The 18,454-nt window shown below is 38.7% G+C and carries 14 protein-coding genes; 11 read left to right on the forward strand and 3 right to left on the reverse strand.

Annotated features, from left to right (window positions below; translation table 11 throughout):
• Positions 1-10: 10 nt before the first annotated feature.
• The 5 genes from FNLLGLLA_RS02700 to FNLLGLLA_RS02720 all read left to right on the forward strand — a co-directional run bounded on the left by FNLLGLLA_RS02700 (position 11) and on the right by FNLLGLLA_RS02720 (position 6,112).
• A complete protein-coding gene (locus FNLLGLLA_RS02700) occupies positions 11-2,026 on the forward strand; it encodes an ABC-F family ATP-binding cassette domain-containing protein (protein ID WP_156697025.1) in 2,016 nt (671 codons plus the stop codon).
• A 132-nt stretch (positions 2,027-2,158) separates the two neighbouring features.
• A complete protein-coding gene (locus FNLLGLLA_RS02705; protein WP_156697024.1) occupies positions 2,159-3,616 on the forward strand; it encodes a [FeFe] hydrogenase, group A in 1,458 nt (485 codons plus the stop codon).
• A gap of 272 nt (positions 3,617-3,888) precedes the next feature.
• Complete coding sequence (locus FNLLGLLA_RS02710) at positions 3,889-4,518, forward strand: DUF47 domain-containing protein (protein WP_004697557.1); 630 nt, start codon at positions 3,889-3,891, stop codon at positions 4,516-4,518.
• Entirely contained in the window at positions 4,511-5,509 is a 999-nt protein-coding gene (locus FNLLGLLA_RS02715) for an inorganic phosphate transporter (RefSeq protein WP_021148438.1), read from the forward strand. The genes FNLLGLLA_RS02710 and FNLLGLLA_RS02715 overlap by 8 nt, the downstream gene beginning before the upstream one ends.
• Before the next feature lie 429 nt (positions 5,510-5,938).
• Positions 5,939-6,112 carry a hypothetical protein gene (locus FNLLGLLA_RS02720; RefSeq protein ID WP_004697552.1) on the forward strand — a complete coding sequence of 58 codons (174 nt, stop codon included), beginning with the start codon at positions 5,939-5,941 and terminating at the stop codon, positions 6,110-6,112.
• Between the two features lie 255 nt (positions 6,113-6,367).
• Here the strand turns inward: FNLLGLLA_RS02720 and FNLLGLLA_RS02725 are convergent, their stop codons facing one another.
• From FNLLGLLA_RS02725 to FNLLGLLA_RS02735, 3 genes are read right to left on the reverse strand one after another with little or no spacing between them, the layout of a single operon-like run.
• On the reverse strand, positions 6,368-7,372 hold the full coding sequence (locus FNLLGLLA_RS02725) for an ABC transporter substrate-binding protein (RefSeq protein ID WP_156697023.1): 1,005 nt from the start codon (positions 7,370-7,372) through the stop codon (positions 6,368-6,370).
• A gap of 21 nt (positions 7,373-7,393) precedes the next feature.
• Positions 7,394-8,140, reverse strand: a complete 747-nt coding sequence (locus FNLLGLLA_RS02730) for an ABC transporter ATP-binding protein (RefSeq protein ID WP_156697022.1) — start codon at positions 8,138-8,140, stop codon at positions 7,394-7,396.
• Positions 8,141-8,166: 26 nt separating this feature from the next.
• Entirely contained in the window at positions 8,167-9,174 is a 1,008-nt protein-coding gene (locus FNLLGLLA_RS02735; protein ID WP_174892247.1) for a FecCD family ABC transporter permease, read from the reverse strand.
• A gap of 252 nt (positions 9,175-9,426) precedes the next feature.
• On the opposite strand from FNLLGLLA_RS02735, the gene FNLLGLLA_RS02740 reads away from it, so the two are divergent.
• From FNLLGLLA_RS02740 to FNLLGLLA_RS02765, 6 genes are all read left to right on the forward strand, one after another.
• The gene (locus tag FNLLGLLA_RS02740; protein ID WP_021148434.1) at positions 9,427-9,882 is read left to right on the forward strand and encodes a PTS sugar transporter subunit IIA; all 456 of its coding nucleotides are present in this window, start codon (positions 9,427-9,429) and stop codon (positions 9,880-9,882) included.
• 20 nt (positions 9,883-9,902) lie between these two features.
• Positions 9,903-10,178, forward strand: coding sequence for a PTS sugar transporter subunit IIB (locus FNLLGLLA_RS02745; RefSeq protein ID WP_004696686.1), 276 nt, complete (start codon positions 9,903-9,905; stop codon positions 10,176-10,178).
• A gap of 29 nt (positions 10,179-10,207) precedes the next feature.
• Positions 10,208-11,575, forward strand: coding sequence for a PTS ascorbate transporter subunit IIC (locus tag FNLLGLLA_RS02750; protein WP_004696684.1), 1,368 nt, complete (start codon positions 10,208-10,210; stop codon positions 11,573-11,575).
• Positions 11,575-11,970 carry a YbaN family protein gene (locus tag FNLLGLLA_RS02755; protein WP_156697020.1) on the forward strand — a complete coding sequence of 132 codons (396 nt, stop codon included), beginning with the start codon at positions 11,575-11,577 and terminating at the stop codon, positions 11,968-11,970. The genes FNLLGLLA_RS02750 and FNLLGLLA_RS02755 overlap by 1 nt, the downstream gene beginning before the upstream one ends.
• A 257-nt stretch (positions 11,971-12,227) precedes the next feature.
• Positions 12,228-13,118, forward strand: a complete 891-nt coding sequence (locus FNLLGLLA_RS02760) for a helix-turn-helix transcriptional regulator (RefSeq protein ID WP_156697019.1) — start codon at positions 12,228-12,230, stop codon at positions 13,116-13,118.
• Positions 13,119-13,350: 232 nt separating this feature from the next.
• On the forward strand, positions 13,351-18,372 hold the full coding sequence (locus FNLLGLLA_RS02765) for a TonB-dependent receptor plug domain-containing protein (protein WP_174892248.1): 5,022 nt from the start codon (positions 13,351-13,353) through the stop codon (positions 18,370-18,372).
• Positions 18,373-18,454 lie beyond the last annotated feature (82 nt).

An 18,454-nucleotide genomic window follows, 5' to 3' on the forward strand; every position in this document is an offset into this window, starting at 1 on the left:
GGAGCGGAATATGAACGTTATTAGTTTACAGAACATAGAGAAATCATATGGCACAAGGCTACTGTTTAAAGAGGTGAGTATGACTTTTACCACGGAAAAACGATTAGGTCTTGTGGGCATCAACGGAACGGGTAAGTCTACATTTCTAAAAATATTAGCAGGACAAATGGAAGCTGATAAAGGCACCATTGAGCGTAATGGTAAGGCTAGCATTTATTACTTAGCGCAGACACCTGATTTTGATGCGGAAGCTACTTTGCTTGAGGCCGTTCTTGATGGAAATCATCCTCGGTTGCAAATGGTAAAAGTCTTTGAACGTATTAGTCGTGAGTATCGCCAAATGCAAGAGTCTGGTAAAGACGATGCTAAAATATCTCGCAACTATATGAATGCACTGGAGCAAATGGATCAGCAAGACGGGTGGCAAGTAGAGCAAGAGGCGCGCATTATTTTATCTAAATTGGGCTTTCCTGATGTGGAGCAAAAGGTAGCTATGTTATCAGGAGGGCAAAAGCGTCGTCTTGCATTGGGGCAAGCATTGCTATATCCATGTGATCTTTTATTACTAGATGAGCCGACTAACCATTTGGATGAAGATAGTATTGATTGGCTAGAGTCGTATTTGAGTGTACGTCAAGGAGGATTATTAATCAGTACCCATGATAGATATTTCCTCGATTCCGTATGTAATGGTATTTTAGAGCTATCAAATCGTCATATGTATCAATACGATGGCAATTATGAAGAATTTATTGCCTTGAAAGCTGATCGAGAGGCTCGTGAAGCTGCTACGGAAGAAAAACGACGTCAATTTTTAAAGCGGGAAATCGAATGGGTACGTCGTGGTGCTCTGGCAAGAACTACAAAACAAAAGGCTCGTCTTGACCGTTACGAAAAATTAAAGAATATGGAGAAAACCCGTCGTCCGGATCAAATGGATCCTATTGCGCTGAAGACACGTTTAGGAAAAACCATCTTTGATATTGAGCATTTAGAGTTTTATTTTGATGAACGTCCTATGATTAAGGACTTTACCTATCACGTGGTACGCCATGATCGTATCGGTATAGTAGGGCCCAATGGTGTTGGTAAGTCTACCTTTATGAATATCCTTGATGGCACCTACGAAGCGACGAGAGGTACTATTGGTAAAGGTGAGACCGTTCGTATTGCTCATTTTAAACAAGAGCTACCTGAATTTGATGAAGATATGCGCGTTCTCGATTATATTCGTGAGGACCACTCTTATATGGTACTCGGGGATGGATCTACATTGAGCGCAGGACAAATCCTTGAGCGATTCCTTTTTACCCCAGAATTACATGGTGTACCGATTCGAAAACTCTCTGGCGGGGAACGTCGTCGTTTATACCTCTTAAAATTGTTGATGAGCGCCCCTAACGTATTATTGCTGGACGAACCAACGAATGATCTTGATATTCCAACATTGGAGGTATTAGAGGATTTCCTTGACTCCTTTAGTGGCGTCATCATTACAGTTTGTCACGATCGGTACTTCCTAGACCGCGTAGTAGATAAATTATTTGTCTTTACCGGCGATGGGCATATTGAAATCGTTCATGGCTCCTATTCTGACTACAAAGATGCTCTTGATGAAAGTAGTGGCAGCAAGCGCCCATTCTATATGCCAAATGATAATATACCGGCTAATTCCAAAGTGGTACGAGCTGTAGTAGGTGGAGAGGCTGATAGCGATGACTCTGTTGATAATCAATCTAATAGGGTAGATACCCTTGGAAATGATAATGTTGTTGCTGGTGATAAAACAGATACTTTCAAAGAAATACTAAAGAAGGGTCTCAATAAAGCAGAAGAAGCGGAGTATGCCAAAATTATGGATGAATTGCCTAAGCTAGAACATTTAGTGAAGGGCCTCGATGTTATGATAAGCCAAGTGGCTACTGATTATGAAAAAATGCAGTCACTGATGGAGGAACGAGAAGAAACACAGGCCCAAATAGATGCTCTCACTGAACGGTGGATGGAATTAGAGGAACGCCTATAATTCCTTTTATCATGCTATTTTTTAATATCTGTTATGCAAAGGAATTACGTGTAAGTTTATTGATAAAACTCACAATGTATAGTATAATTTCTACGATTAACGATAACAACGTTACCTAAGTAGGAGGAACTCATGAGTAAGTACCAATTTTTAGACCGTCGCGTGCCAATTGAAGACGGAAATATTGCATTAGTACAAGATTTAACTAAATGTAAAAACTGCTCCTTATGTCGTAAAGCTTGTGCTGTAGACATGGGTGTATTTGATTATTATGATTTAACAACGAATGGGGATCATCCAATTTGTATTCATTGTGGTCAATGTGCATCTATTTGCCCATTCGATTCCATTAATGAACGCTCTGAAATTGATGAAGTAAAAGCAGCTATTGCTGACCCTAATAAAATCGTCATTTTCCAAACTGCGCCTGCCGTACGTGTTGGTTTAGGCGAGGAATTTGGACTTGAGGCTGGTACATTTGTAGAAGGTAAAATGGTGGCTGCTCTTCGTAAATTGGGTGGCGACTATATTCTTGATACAAACTTTGGTGCGGACATGACTATCATGGAAGAAGCATCTGAGTTATTAGAACGCGTTATTAATAGTGATGCAGTATTGCCTCAATTCACATCTTGTTGTCCTGCTTGGGTTAAGTTTGCGGAAACATTCTATCCAGAATTCTTGCCAAACTTATCTACGGCTAAGAGCCCGATTGCTATGCAAGCGCCTACACAAAAAACATATTTTGCTGAAAAAATGGGCCTTGATGCAAAACAAATCGTTGCCGTTGCAGTAACACCGTGTACAGCTAAGAAATTTGAAATTCGTCGCGATGAAATGAACTCCTCTGCGGAATATTGGAATACACCAGAAATGCGCGATACAGACTACTGTATTACTACACGGGAACTTGCAAAATGGTTGCGCGCAGAAGAAATCAATTTTGATGACCTTGAAGATTCTGCTTTTGACCCATTGATGGGTGAAGCTTCTGGTGGTGGTATCATTTTCGGTAACACTGGTGGCGTTATGGAAGCGGCTATGCGTGCGGCTTACAAGATGGCGACAGGTGAAGATGCACCTCAAACATTGATTCCATTTGAAGCTATTCGTGGCATGGATGGTGCTCGCGAAGCAGACGTAGTGATTGGAGATAAAACATTACACGTAGCGGCAGTTCATGGTACAGGTAATTTGCGTAAGTTCATCGAACGCATGCGTGCAGAAAATATCCATTATGACTTCATTGAAGTAATGGCTTGTCGTGGTGGCTGTATCGGTGGTGGTGGTCAACCACGCGTTAAATTACCGATGGCTGACAAAGCTCGTGAAGCTCGTATTGCATCCTTGTATACTCGTGATGCAGAAGTAACTGTAAAAGCTGCTTGTGATAATCCAGATATCCAAAAATTGTATGCTGAGTTCTTTGATGGCAAACCTATGAGCCACAAAGCACATCATATGTTACATACTACCTTTGTAAATCGTTCTGAAGATTTAGGCCCTAATGGCGCTTGTACGCCTGCTACATGCCCTACATCCGTACCTAATTTGAAAAAGGCGGCAGAGGCGGCGGAAGCTAATAGCTAAGAGTTGATGGTTATTAGTTAATAAAAAGCACAAAGATAGCTAAGAAATATATAGCAGATAGTTGATATGTTAGTCAGCTATCTGCTTTTTTATCTATTTTATATAGTGGAAATATGGTCATAAAAGCTTTCACAGATGTAGATTCTATATATGCCATATACGCATAGGGGTTAAAATATAGAGATTGGTAAATTGGTTTAGGAATTACCTGTAGTATGCTATAATTAAATTGTTATTATAGAAGCAATCAATACTGGTTCGGGAGGATCTTCATGGCTTTTAAATTAAAAGGAAAAGAAGAAAAATTTTTCAGTATTTTGGAAAAGCATGCTGCACTAACTTATGAAAGTGCGGAAATGATGGAACGCGTGTTTAAGGGGGATATCTCTAAGGAAGAGGCATTTCTTGAAATTGATACAAAGGAAAAAGCTGCCGATGAATTAGTAAATGAAACTGTAGAGCGTTTGCGCAAAACATTTATCACTCCAATGGATCGTGAGGATATTCAGCTTTTGATTGACCAACTGGATACTACATTGGATAATATCAAAGAAATCATGGATAAAATGGTTATGTATCACGTTGGCAAACCAAGTGATGGTGCTATTCGCATGAGTGAAATTGTTGTTAAATGCGTTAAGCATATCAATAAATCCATTGGTTATATGGGTAGTCTTAAAAAGGATCATGTGAAGGTAGAGGGGCGTGTTCACCAAGTATTGAAACTTGAGTCTGAAGCGGATAATATTTATCATGAAGAAATGGCTAAGCTCTTTACAGAGTGTACAGATCCAATTGAAATTATCAAATGGAAGGAAATCCTTAGCGCTATGGAAGATGTAATCGATGGCTGCGAAGATTTGGTTGGTACATTCCGCCGGGTAGTATTGAAGTATGCTTGATGCTCATTATTTAGTATGGCTAGTTGTATTTTTAGCATTAGCCTTTGACTATATCAATGGCTTTCATGATACGGCGAATGCCATTGCCACATCCGTTTCTACACGAGCTATTGAGCCTAAAAAGGCAATTATGATGACCGCTGCTCTCAATTTTTTGGGTGCAATGGTTAGTACAGGTGTTGCAAAGACTATCGGTGGTGATATAGTAATGTCGCCATCTCTTATCGATAGTGGTATTATTTCTGCAGCCCTTATCGGTGCCATTACATGGAATCTTTTAACTTGGTATTGGGGAATCCCAAGTTCCTCATCCCATGCTTTGATTGGTGGTATCATCGGTGCTGTGGGCTGGTCTGTAGGATTTGATGCGTTGAATGAGACGGGGATTTTAAAAATCTTTTTGTCTCTTATTTTATCTCCGATTGTAGCCATGATTGGTGGCTATATTGTGATGAAAGTATTGTTGCTTATTTTCGGTAGATTTTCTCCAATTGCTTTAAATGATCGATTTAGATCCATGCAAATTGTATCAGCAATTATGATGGCATTTTCTCATGGCTCTAATGATGCACAAAAAGCGATGGGTATAATCACATTAACTTTACTTAGCGGTGGTTTCATTGATACATTAGATGTACCGATTTGGGTAAAACTTTGTTGTGCTACTGCAATGGCTATGGGGACTGCTGTAGGCGGTTGGAAAATTATCTCTACAATGGGAACCAAGATTTTCAAACTAGAAACTATTAATGGGTTCGCTGCTGATTTAAACTCGGCGATTACTATTTTTACAGCTACATTCTTACATTTGCCTGTAAGTACTACACATGTAGTAAGTGGTTCTTTACTAGGTGTAGGCTCTTCTAAACGCATTAAAGCCGTTAACTGGGGCGTAGCAAGATCTATGGTTATGGCTTGGTTTGTAACGATTCCATTATCTGGCATCGTTGCTGCTATTGCTTATGAAGTAGGTCACTTACTATTTGGCTAATTCATATACTTTTTATTATAGTAAAAAAGACTGCAAACGCAGTCTTTTTTGTTTATCAAAATATTCTTGCTATATTGTCATATTTATAGATAATTTGCTTTTCTATTTTAAAATTCTATTTACTATATGTGTACGTGATAGTATCTAAATAGTCTAAAAATATAGAAATAAACTGATTTGTAAATACTATATTCTATAAAAGAGATTTATCTATATTTGGCAACATTAATGTTACAATTCAAGTTGAATAGGGGAAAATACTTATAAATATGTGTTTTGTTGATTATGCATTTTACTAATAAATGAAGTTTATTACTTGTTTATAGGCTGTTAAGAGGTTGTTTAAAGTGAATGGCTATTGCATACTTATGTATACGAGGTTATACTATCGGTAGAAGGAGTTTTTCAAGTGAAAAGTGAGGTATGTATATGGCATGGGGTGGATCTAGACGCGGTGCCGGGCGCCCACGTAATCCTATTAAACGTATTGGTAGAACCTTTCGACTCAGTGATGAAGAGTTTCTTTCGCTAAAGCCATTGATCATGGCTATTAAGGCAAATAATGATAAACGATATAGGCAACAATATAGTCGAGAAGTATAAATAATCAGGCATTGTCACGGCATATACAATTTAATACATTTTAAATCTATTTTACAATAATTCATTATTTCTAAATCTTTCAACTACAACACATCTTTACTCTCTAAACAATATGCTGTGTGCAATACAAGTAGTACGAAGAAGGTCCCAATTCATTTGAATTGGGACCTTCTTCGTTATATATAATATAATATAATATACAATACATATTACATATTACATATTACATATTACTCTATATCTTGTTATATTAAATTAGTCTACTTTGATGCCGTGAATTTCTTCAGCTAAACGTTTTAAAGCATCAACTGTACGTACCCCAGGTGTGATTTCGGAAAGTTTTACACGAATGAAGTGACCTTCTTTTACGGCTGTGATGTCTTGAAGTTGAGGATTAGCCTTGATCTTTTCAATTTTTTGTTGGAAATCATCATCGTTGCGAATAGAATTACCATAGTCGGCGATAATAATGTAGTCAGGGTTTTGTGCAATTACTGTTTCCCAAGAACCTTTAGCCCATGTTTTATCAACGCCTAAGCCGCTCATTACATTATCAGCACCGATAAGTTTTAAGATGTTAGTAGTATAACCCTCGAATGCTGTGAATGGTTGACCGTCTTCAGAGTCATAAATGAAAACGCGTTTACGAGGTAAGTCTTTTAGTTTATCCTGGATAGCTGCCAATGTTTTACGTTGACCTGCAACCCATTCTTCAGCTTTAGGTTTTACGCCGAAAATCTCACCCAATTTAATCATGTCGCTGAAGTTCGTTTCGAGGTCAGCTTTAGTAGATAACATGGATTCAGGGATCCAAATATTAACCTTTTGGGAAATCATTTTATCTGCAGGTATAGCTCGTTTGCTGAAAGAATCAGGCCATCCCGTAGCGAAGTCAGGCTTTACGGACATGAATACTTCATAGGAAGGCCATTTATCAGATAATACTTTTACTTTGTCGTAAGCCGCTTGTAAAGGTGGGTAGATTTCTTCTTCTTTGAAAGCGGTCCCAGCCATTTTGTCTTCAAGGCCTAATTGTAACATCATTTCCGTTGTTGCTTGGGACATGGACACTGCATGAGTTGGGGCGGATTTTACGGCAAAGTCTGTTTTTGTACCATCAAATGTTTCACTCCATGTTACAGAGGTCCCGTTATCAGCTGTAGTTTTTGTAGAATCAGAACCACAACCAGCAATAGCGAATGTAGCACATGTCATAGCGATTAATAATAATTTTTTTGACTTTCTTAAATTCTGAAACATAGTAAGTCCTTTCTTTACTAATTAATAATATAAATGATAGCGTCCTTCATCCCAAGAGGTTTTAAAAGGAACTTCAAAAATTGGTTCAAGAATTTCAGGTGTGAGCACCTCGGTAGGGGAACCTTCTTTTAGGATAGTTCCGCTGTTCATGATGACAATATGATCGCAATATTGAGCCGCTAGATTTAAGTCGTGAAGGACTACAATTGTAGTGCCTTTAAAAGCACGCAATTGCTTCATAAGTGCTATTTTATACTTCATATCTAAATGATTAGTAGGTTCATCTAAAAGAAGTATTTGAGGTTTCTGGGTTAAGGCTTTAGCAATGAATACGCGTTGCTTCTCACCACCTGATAAATGATGAATTTCTTCATTTGCTAAATGGGTGATGCCTACTTCATTCATATAATGCTCTGCAATTTTAACATCCTCAGAACTATAGGTGCCAAAGTGTTGTTTGTACGGATACCGGCCCATAAGAACGATATCTTTTACGAGAAAATCGTCGATCATAGCATCTCTAGATTGTGTTAAAACTGCTACCAATTGAGCAAATTCTCGACCTTTATAAGATTCTAAAGGTTTTTCGTTTAATGTGATTTTGTTTTTTGATGGATGAAGTCGATATAGATGGCTAAGTAGTGTAGACTTACCACATCCATTCGGTCCAATTATGGCTGTTATTTTATTGGTAGGAAATGTTACAGAAATATTCTTTAACACTTCTTTTGTTTCATAAGAAAAAGACAGCTGATTAATTTGATACATAGTATCTCCTATAGATATGATATACACTAACCATTGTGTTTATAACGATTCATGATAATCCAAATGAAGAGTGGAGCCCCTAATAAAGATGTAAGCACACCAATAGGAATTTCTTCTGGACTGTAGAGTGCTCTCGATAATACGTCTGACCAGATCATAACGATGCTACCGATGAGTGCACTAAATAGTAATGTATGTTTATGTTTAGGTCCACCTATAATCCTAGCAAGGTGCGGGATGATAAGGCCGATAAAGCCAACTACACCGACCTTTGATACTAGTGTGGCAATTACAATAGAGGATATGATAACGATGCTTAATTGTAACTGCTTAACGGAAAGTCCCATTTGTGCTGCTTCATGATTACCGAGTAGCAACACATCAAGGTCTTGATTAAACATATAGATATATAGCATAAATAAGATTACGATAATTGCTGTTAATGGTAAATCACTCCATTGTATGCCTGCAAAGCTGCCAAGTAGCCAGAACATAGCACTTCGCACTTGAGCTTCGTGTTTGGCTCCGTAAATAATCATCATCGTTAAGGCTGAGAATACACCAGTCATACCCATACCTATGAGGATAAGTTTTACGGGGCTGTTGCTTTTACCAACACATAAGAGGACTAATATAATTGAAAGTGCTGCTCCTAGGGCCGCAAAAATAGGCGTATTGTACTGGCCTAAGAATGGAAGCCCACCCATGATAATAGCGAAAACGGCACCTGTGCTTGCGCCAGAAGAAACACCTAATACATAGGGATCTGCGAGGGCATTGCGCGTGACAGCTTGCATTAATAGACCTACAAGTGATAGACCTATACCTGTTAGAACAGAGTAAATAAGTCGTGGTAAGCGAATATCTGTAATAATTGTATCAGTCATAGATGCTGTAGTATTTGCATCAATCATAGACATAAGAGCTGAAATAATTTGGTCTAGAGAAATGAATTTAGCGCCAAACTGTAAAGCTGTTACTAATGAAATACAGAGGATTAGACAGAGTACAAATACTTTTACCGAAGTCTGCATAAAATCTCCTTATTCTATTTTTTATTTAGGCAGTTTAAGTCTTATCTAAGTATAGAGAAATTTCAATATATATACAATATTAATACCTGTATAGGTATTATACGTATAAGGGTTTATTAAATTATAAATAGCAAAATCTTATGTTAGCTTTATTCATTTTTATAAGTTCATTGTTATTTTGATATATGAAAAATTTATTATAATAGCTATAATAGAACTATATGTACAGAAGTACGTTTAGGAGGTGTTAGTTTGATACAAGATTTATTATCTGAGGATAATGTATCCTTTCATTATCCCGCTGAGACGTGGGAGGATGTTATTCGTCATGGTGGTCAACTGATGGTTGATGCGGGTTTTACGGAGCCATCTTATACAGAGGCTATGGTTGAAGTAGTTCGCGAAATGGGCCCATATATCGTATTGGCTCCAGGTCTTGCTATGCCACATGCTCGCCCAGAACATGGTGCAAAGCGTGTAGGGACAGCTTTAGTGACATTGGAAAAACCATTGAATTTTGGCAGTCCTGATAATGACCCTGTATCTGTCGCATTATTCTTATGTGCTCCCAATAAAGATGAGCATATTCAATTGTTAACAGATATTGCTACTTTATTTGAGGATGAAGAATTCTTAGATGCGGCCGTTGACTTTGAAAGTATTGACGACGTACAAGCATTCTTGGCAGAGCATTTAGACGAGCAATAAACATTTAGAAGGAGGCAAGTATGATTTCTGTATTAACTGTATGTGGTAATGGTATTGGTTCTAGCTTGATGTTAAAAATGAAAATTGAAGAAATTTGTGCTGAAAATGGTATCGATGCACAAGTCGAATCTATCGATTTTAACGCGGCTCAAGGTCGTAAGGCAGACCTCATTGTAACTGTGAAAGAGTTGGCTGAACAATTTGACGATAAAAATGTTGCTATTGTTCGTAGCTATATTAATAAAAAGAAGATTACAGAAGATGTTCTTGAAGCATTAAAACAAGCTGCTCAATAATATGTAACAATTATATAGGAGGTAGTGCCATGGAAATGGTATTAGAGTTCTTGCGTGATGTGCTGTCTCAACCGGCACTTTTGATTGGTATTATGTCATGTATAGGCTTGATCGCCTTGAAACGTCCGTTTCATAAAATAATGACGGGCACATTAAAACCTATTCTCGGGTATTTAATGTTAGCTGCAGGTGCGGGTGTTATCGTTAGCAATCTTGACCCATTGGGAAAAATGATTGAACATGGATTCCATATTACTGGTGTAGTGCCAAATAATGAAGCTATCGTAGCTGTTGCACAAAAGGTACTTGGCGTTGAAACAATGTCTATTCTTGTTGTAGGCTTATTGATGAACTTATGTATTGCACGTTTTACCAAGTTTAAATATGTGTTCTTAACAGGTCATCACAGCTTATTTATGGCATGCCTTATGTCTGCCGTACTTGGTACAGCCGGTTTATCCGGTATGGAACTCATACTTGTAGGTGGTTTCTTAATGGGGGCTTGGTCTGCTATTTCTCCAGCTATTGGCCAAAGTTATACATCTAAAGTGACAGATGGTGATGAAATTGCCATTGGTCATTTTGGTAGTTTAGGCTACTATTTATCGGCTTGGGTTGCCAAATATGTTGGTAAAGCTGAAGATAGTACAGAAGATATTGAAATACCAGAAAAATGGGGCTTTTTACGTGACTCAACATTATCTACAGCATTAACTATGATTGTATTCTACTTAATTGCGGCTTTTGCGGCAGGTTCCGAGTTTGTAGCCACTTTATCTGGTGATATGAGCCCATATTTATACGCTGTTATGAGTGCTATGAACTTTGCTGTTGGTGTAACAATCGTATACTCTGGTGTGCGTATGATCTTAGGTGATTTAATTCCTGCATTCCAAGGCATTGCTACAAAAATTATCCCTAATGCAATTCCAGCTGTAGATTGTGCCGTATTCTTCACCTATGCTCCAACTGCGGTGGTATTAGGTTTCCTTAGCTCCTTTATAGGTGGTATTATCGGTATGCTTATCCTTGGTGCTGTAGGTGGCGTATTAATCATTCCTGGTCTTGTGCCACACTTCTTCTGTGGTGCCACTGCAGGTATTTATGGCAATGCTACTGGTGGCCGTCGTGGTGCAGCAGTAGGCGCTTTCCTAAATGGTTTGGCTATTACATTCTTGCCAGCTTTGGCGCTTCCTGTTCTTGGTCAATTAGGCTTCCAAAATACAACCTTTGGTGATGCGGACTTTGCCGTAATGGGTCTAGTATTAGGTAATGCTTATGAATGGGTAGGTATGGCAGGTATTTATGGCATTGTAGCTATTGCCGCTTTAGTACTCATTGTTCCTAACTTTATTAAAACAAAGGGTAAAGTTATTAACTACGTAGAAGAGGATTAATGAAAATAACTGAGCAATATCGTAATGTAGTTGTTCGATATGTATTCCTGACTATTGGGGCCATAAGTTTTGCCCTTGGTACAGCAGGTATCGTACTACCACTATTGCCAACAGTCCCTTTTTATATGCTAACGTTATTTTGTTTGGCTCGTGGATCTGAACGACTCCATAAAATGTTTTTGGCGTCTAGTTTATATCAAAAGACTGTTGCTGCTTATGAACGCGATAAAGCGTTGACATTGCGGGCAAAGTTGTCCATTCTCGTATCCGTTAGTGCCATAATGACAATTGGTGCCTATTTTAGTCAAGATATGCCTATTGCTCTAATGGTTATGGGCATTATATGGGTAGCTCATGTCATAGCAATAGCTTTTATTATTAAAACAAAAAAATAGAAACTTATATCCTTAGTTTTGAATATAGCCTCATGAATTAAGTTCTTGTAGTTTAATTTATGAGGCTTATTTTATAGCAAACTAACTATATCTTAATGATGATATTAATTATTCTATATTACTAAAGCTAACTAGCTTATATTTTTAAATATAAAATGAATTATTACTATTTTGAAGTTGACAATGACTATCAATAAGTATACTATAATATAATATTATTAATTTATGTTTATAGAATTTGTGTATATGGTGATAGTATGAATCCACATAATCATGCGGCCTCACATGCTGGAACATCTATGTCAAGGTATACGGTGTTTGACGGTATCGATCTAATGTTTCTAGATGTGAAGCAAGAGACGATTCAATTTTATGCTAAATCACATACCAAGACGTTTGCTATAAATCACTGTGAAGAGGGGCGCATAGAGTGCAAGTTTTCATCTGGTGAGTATTTATATATGGGGCCAGGGGATATGTCGTTAGGTTGGCATATACGCTCTGATTATCAACATGAAAATTACTTTCCTACAAAATTATTTAAAGGAATTGTATTATTAGTAGATGTTGAAAAAGCTCAACCCGTATTAGATGCACTTGTTAGTGATTCTCGAATTGATTTGACTGAGTTGGCCAATCGGTTTTGTGAGCATTCTGATTTTGGTATGATGATGGAAGAAACGGAAACTGTTCGTCACATTTTTTCCAGTTTATATAATGTGTCAGATCAAATAAAAGAGCACTATTTTAAATTAAAAGTGATTGAAATCTTTTTATTATTATCTGTTATCTCTACAGCTAATCCTGAAAAGAGAAGTACCTATAGAAAGCAACAGGTAGATATTGTAAAAGCTGTAAGTGAATATGTATCAACACAGTTTATGAAGCGTATTACTATTGATTCCTTGTCTGAACAGTTTGATATTCCTACATCTACCCTGAAACGTTGCTTTAAAGGTGTATTTGGTACAACCATACATCAATATCTAAAAGAATGTCGTATTAATGCGGCGAAGCGATTGCTTCAAGACTCAGATCAGTCTATTTTAGAAATCGCTAATGCGGTAGGGTATGAGAATGGTAGTAAATTTACTAGTGCATTCAAAGAGGCTACTGGTGTAACGCCAAGTGCTTATCGTAAGGTCTAAATAATTTGGACCTTATATTATCCTAGCTAAAAATTTTTGTGCTTTAGGCTAGGTTTGATAGTCTATGAAAATTAAATATTGTCCTAAACGTATATTTTTGGTCTATTCGGAGTAGATATGTATAATACACTTTGCTACTATTAAACCTGTAAATGATTTTCAATGTCATTTGGTTGTAGTGGTAAAGTGTATTTTTATATGCATAGTTAAATATATGTGTGGAGGAAATTTAATGAATAGGAGTTGGGTGCGGGCAAGGAGATATGTCATACTATCCTGTGCAGTAGCGTGCTGGTTGCAAATGCCGGTGGTTATGGCGGACAATGCGACTGTAACAACCGATGTGGTTCATGTTCGCGGTACATGGGCTGAAGAGCAGGCAAAACAAGAGTCTCAGCAGACGACGATTATCACGAAGAAGGATATTGTCAAAAAGCAGGCAAAATCCGTAGAAGATATTGTGTTTTCCGAAACTGGCGTATCTAGAACCGTCGATTCGATGGGGCGCGTCGGCGTATCTATCCGTGGAGCGGATCCTCGTCATACCTTGATTCTTGTGGATGGACAGCCTGTGATGGGCGACCTTGCCAAATATCAAGGTGCTGGTGATGAATTACAACGTCTCGGTACAGAAAATGTGGAACGCATAGAAATTATCCAAGGTGCGGCTAGTGCTAAATACGGATCCGATGCCATCGGTGGTGTTATTAATGTTATTACCAATAAACCGCGTAAGACCGCTGGCCTTCAGTTTAATGCGGAAGGTCGTAGAACTAAAGGCGACGGTGATATCGTACCGTTTTCCAATTTCTTTATGCGCGCTGATTCTGGCTCATTAGGTAAGTTAAAAGTTAATATTCACGGTAGTAAACGTGACATTATGCCTATTTATGCCAGCGAGCAGCGTCGTATCAGCGCTATGACCAATGATGAAGACCACGGTTTTTTAAAGAATTCCCTACGGTATTACGGTACAAATTCTAATATAGGTTTGGCCGCTACGTATGATATTAATGATAAGCAGTCTTTGGGAATTCGCATCGATCGGTATAATGAGGACTTAGAACGGTATGTAAAGCGCAGTACTTCTTATTTGGAACCTCAGGTTCATTACAAACGGGATTTAGACAGGAATAATCTTAATTTGACATATACTGGTCAGGACAATAAGAGTTCTTGGAAAGCGGAACTGAATTATACGCGGACCAAAGAAGATGATGTAACATTAACCAGTGACTATGGGAACAGTACCTATGAAGGGAAAAATACATTAAACTATGTGGATAATGTAGATCATCGTCAATGGAGCGTAACACTCGGGGCAGACACACAAGTCAATAAGAAACATCTCTTGTCTTATGGTATTGGGTTTATACGGGAGACAGGCGAAGGTAGCAGACTTAAAAATGCGCCTCATACCTATAAACGGCATATCGATCCCTGGGATTACGATAAAAGTCTAGCTGTAAAAAACGGTGTTCCTTCATCCACAATTTATGACCATTCTTTCAGAAAAAACGACGCTGGTGTAGAGCAGTGGAATAAGGAGAAAGAATGGTATAACGGGGATAAAAGTAAGCCAAATACATTGCCGGAATTTACTTACGAAGAATATCTTCAATATTTGGATCCCCAGGCGGGAATTGATTCGGCGGCCGTAATGGGGCTTGTGGATGGCCCTGTGACGGAGCGTACGCTGAAAAAACGGAATCCTGAAGCTTATGCGCGATATCAGCAGTTTGCTAAACGTTTGTTAGCGGAGAATAAAGAATTTATTGAAGACTATCATTTTAATAAGGAAGGCCGAAAAGATGAGAACGGTAAGTATTATCCTGCACTTTATGATGCCTATTTACCGAGCTTTTACTATGGCGCCGTACCGGATTTTGATTCTACGAAGTTGAAATTAAACGGAGCTTATTTTAAAGAAGAGTATTTAAAACGCGTTAATCAACAGACCGCAGGACGTGCGGAGATCAAGAAACAGAATTTCTTTATTCAGGATACGTGGCAGGTTAATAAAAATACTACTTTATCACCAATTATAAGACTGGATCATAGTGATTTATTTGGCTCCAATTGGTCGTTTAATTTCGGCATGACGCACAATGTACATGGAAATGTACACCGCAGATTAAAGGCTAATGTGGGTACCAGCTATACGGAACCCGGTATGGGCGAGCTGTATTATAACTGGGAAATGTATGGCCCGAATATTACAAATGCCACAATCGGTGGAGGTGAAGCCCGATTAGGTTGGTATTGGGTCGGAAATCCGAACCTTAAACCAGAGAAATCCATGAATTTCGACCTTTCTTTGGAAGGGGAAAATAAAAATACCTATGGTAAAGTAACCGTATTCCACAATAATATTCGGAATTATATGTCGATTTACAATACGGGATATTTGATGGATTTTTATCCTCAATATGATGAATCTACCACATATGGAGCGGCGAAATTTGCGCATGCGCCGGATATGATTTACAGTTTCCGTAATATTGGCAAGGCCCAAATCACAGGTCTTCAATTTGAAGTGAAACAGACTTTGAATAAGCACTGGAAAGCCCGTTTGGGATATACGTATTTACGAGCGCTTAATAAGAGCGATAAAGATATGCCTCGTGAATTACTGGATAAACCGCGTCATAAAGTGGATATCGGTGTGGATTTTGAGGATAAGGCCAGTGGATGGAGCGGTAGCCTGTGGGGCGATTATTATATTCATATGCTGGATAGTAACTCCTTGTCTGGCGGCGGTAATTATATGGTATCTTATATTGATCCTAATAATTCCGATCGTTCCGTTATCAGATATAATTTGAATAATAGAAGAACCGCCGATATGTATGAACATAAAACTTACGGCATATGGAATTTGATGATTCAAAAGAAGATTGATAAGGATTCACGAATCTATTTCGGTATTGATAATCTCTTTAACCATCGTGATGATGATCGGGCTCTATCGGCTCGAGTATATCGTATTGGATTAAATATGAAATTCGGTTTCGGTTCAGGTGAAAGTAAAACGAAACTTACGAAGGAGCAGTTTGAATCGTTACCTCCGGTTATGCTGCATGATTTTATTACGCGTCCTTTCGATACAGACAGAAAACGAGGTACGGAATTGGTAGGTGACTATCGTGTACGTAATGACAGTCATCTTGGATCCGATCGTCCTGCTACGCGGGTGACGACTACTAGTTACGTATCCGACGAGGCCGCAAAGAATCTGGCGGATCGGAAGGAACACGGCTTGAATCAACGTATACGTGTCGGTGTCGATGCTCGCATTAACGATAATACGAATATACGTGTTGTAGGCAGTGCTTCCGGACAGAGCGGTGTGGACAGTGGTCATGAAACAGAGGGGTCTAAAGGGTTTAATCATCAGAGACTCGATGAATTGGATGTAACTCATCATGAATCCAAGTGGGATTATAGTATTGGACGTATCACGGAATCCATGGGGGTTACAGGTTATTGGTTTAATAAGGAATATGACGGTCTTCGTAGTGTTTGGACGAATAAGAATACTCAAGTCCGTATCGGTGTGGGGACCTTTAAACATAGTACGGGAATTAGCGATAGTGCTTATACTCATGCTATTTATACGCATTTTAAACGGGTTCCAACGGTAGAGGAATTCTTAGGTGTTACTATGGATTCGGACGGTGCTAATAAGGAACTCATCGTACCAAATGCAGGGAATACTATTAATTTCTACCAGCAATTAAAAGCCTTGCGCGATAAGGAAGGCGCTTTAGATGCGGAGGTAGGTACATTAAAGAAAAAAATCGATGATATGACTTCCGATATCTGGTCTAAAGAATTTATTGACGGCATGTCCGCGGATCAATTGGCTCCATTAAAAGCGGAGCTGGCAAAGTTGGAAGCATCATTGCCGGATGTGGAAGCTCGTGTGGCGAAAGAAAGGGAACCTTTGCGAGCTGCGCAGTTTGATGTGTTGCGCCGGATGCAGGAAATCGCGGTGAAAGCTTATGGTGCGGATGCGGCTAAACAGACTGTATCGATTAAGATGCCAGATGTGTCGGTAACGTATTCTTATAAATCGCGATACTATGATGAAGATGATGAACAATGGTATGAAGATGAACGTACTTTCACTCAGAAAATAGCACCGGGAACGATTGGGCTTGATAAGAAAAACCCATTGTTTGAAATGAAGTTGAGTGATACCTTTGTTCTTGCTAATGGCGGAAAACCGTTTATTTCAAATTGGTATAATCAGAATAAGGCGGCTATCGTAGAGGCGTATCGTGCCAAGGCGAAAGATATAGCAACCTATAGTTTCGGTAATAATCCATATACGATGAAATTTGAAGATAATGCCTTTGACGGGCTGGACGAGTCTATTTATAAGGCAAATGTCGTTGATATTAACGACTCCGGCACATCCGGTCTTATTAACGTAAAAGGAAGTGCCTATTATCCTTCTATGATAGCTTCGTACTTTAATAGCTTGGCTCGAATGCTTGAAAAAGCGGACGGCAACAGTCGTTTGCCGAGAGAGGCGTTAGGAAAATATACAGGTGCTGTTATTCCTTCAATAGGTGTCGTATTGGAGCGGGATACAATTCCACCAATTGAAAAGGCTGCCTATGTTCAAGTTAAACATATGGTAACACCTCGACTTGGCTTAGCTGCATGGTACTTGCGCTCCTTTGGCGGTAGTGACTATCGCTTCTATACGGCGAATGGTAATGCTACAGAAGCGCATGAATTCAACAATATGGCTAATATTTTCGGTGTTGGAGCTAAGTATCAATTAAATCATAATGTAAGTATTTCCTTCGACTATGGACAAAACCGTAGTGACTTTGGTCGCTTCATGAATGGCAATACTCATTATGAACATAAGGCTGGATCTGCTCAATTCGATATCAAGGGTCGTGATATAGGTGGTGTACCTCATTTCTGGGCATTGCGCTTTGATGTTGGCCGCGTTGATATGAATAAACCTGGCTCTTGGAATGCCTATGTGGACTATAAATACTTTGCTCATGGCTCCTTCTTCGGCGGCAATGGCACAGAGGCTGTACCTGACCGTTACTTGGATGGTATTAAGAGCTTTACCTTTGGTGGTGGCTATGTGCCAACTAAAGATCTTCTTTTACAAGCATTCTATACATTTGATGCTAAAGGGATTAATAAACGAGATACCTTATATGGATCTGAAAACTTCAAACTTGGGAATTATACTCGTTTCCAAATGACGTATAAATTCTAAAAATTATGTCCGATTTGTCCGAAACGTATATTTTTGGTCTATTCGGAGTAGATATGCAAGATACACTTTGCTAACATTAAAA

It is taken from the genome of Veillonella parvula (genome assembly GCF_902810435.1).
Lineage (GTDB): Bacteria > Bacillota > Negativicutes > Veillonellales > Veillonellaceae > Veillonella.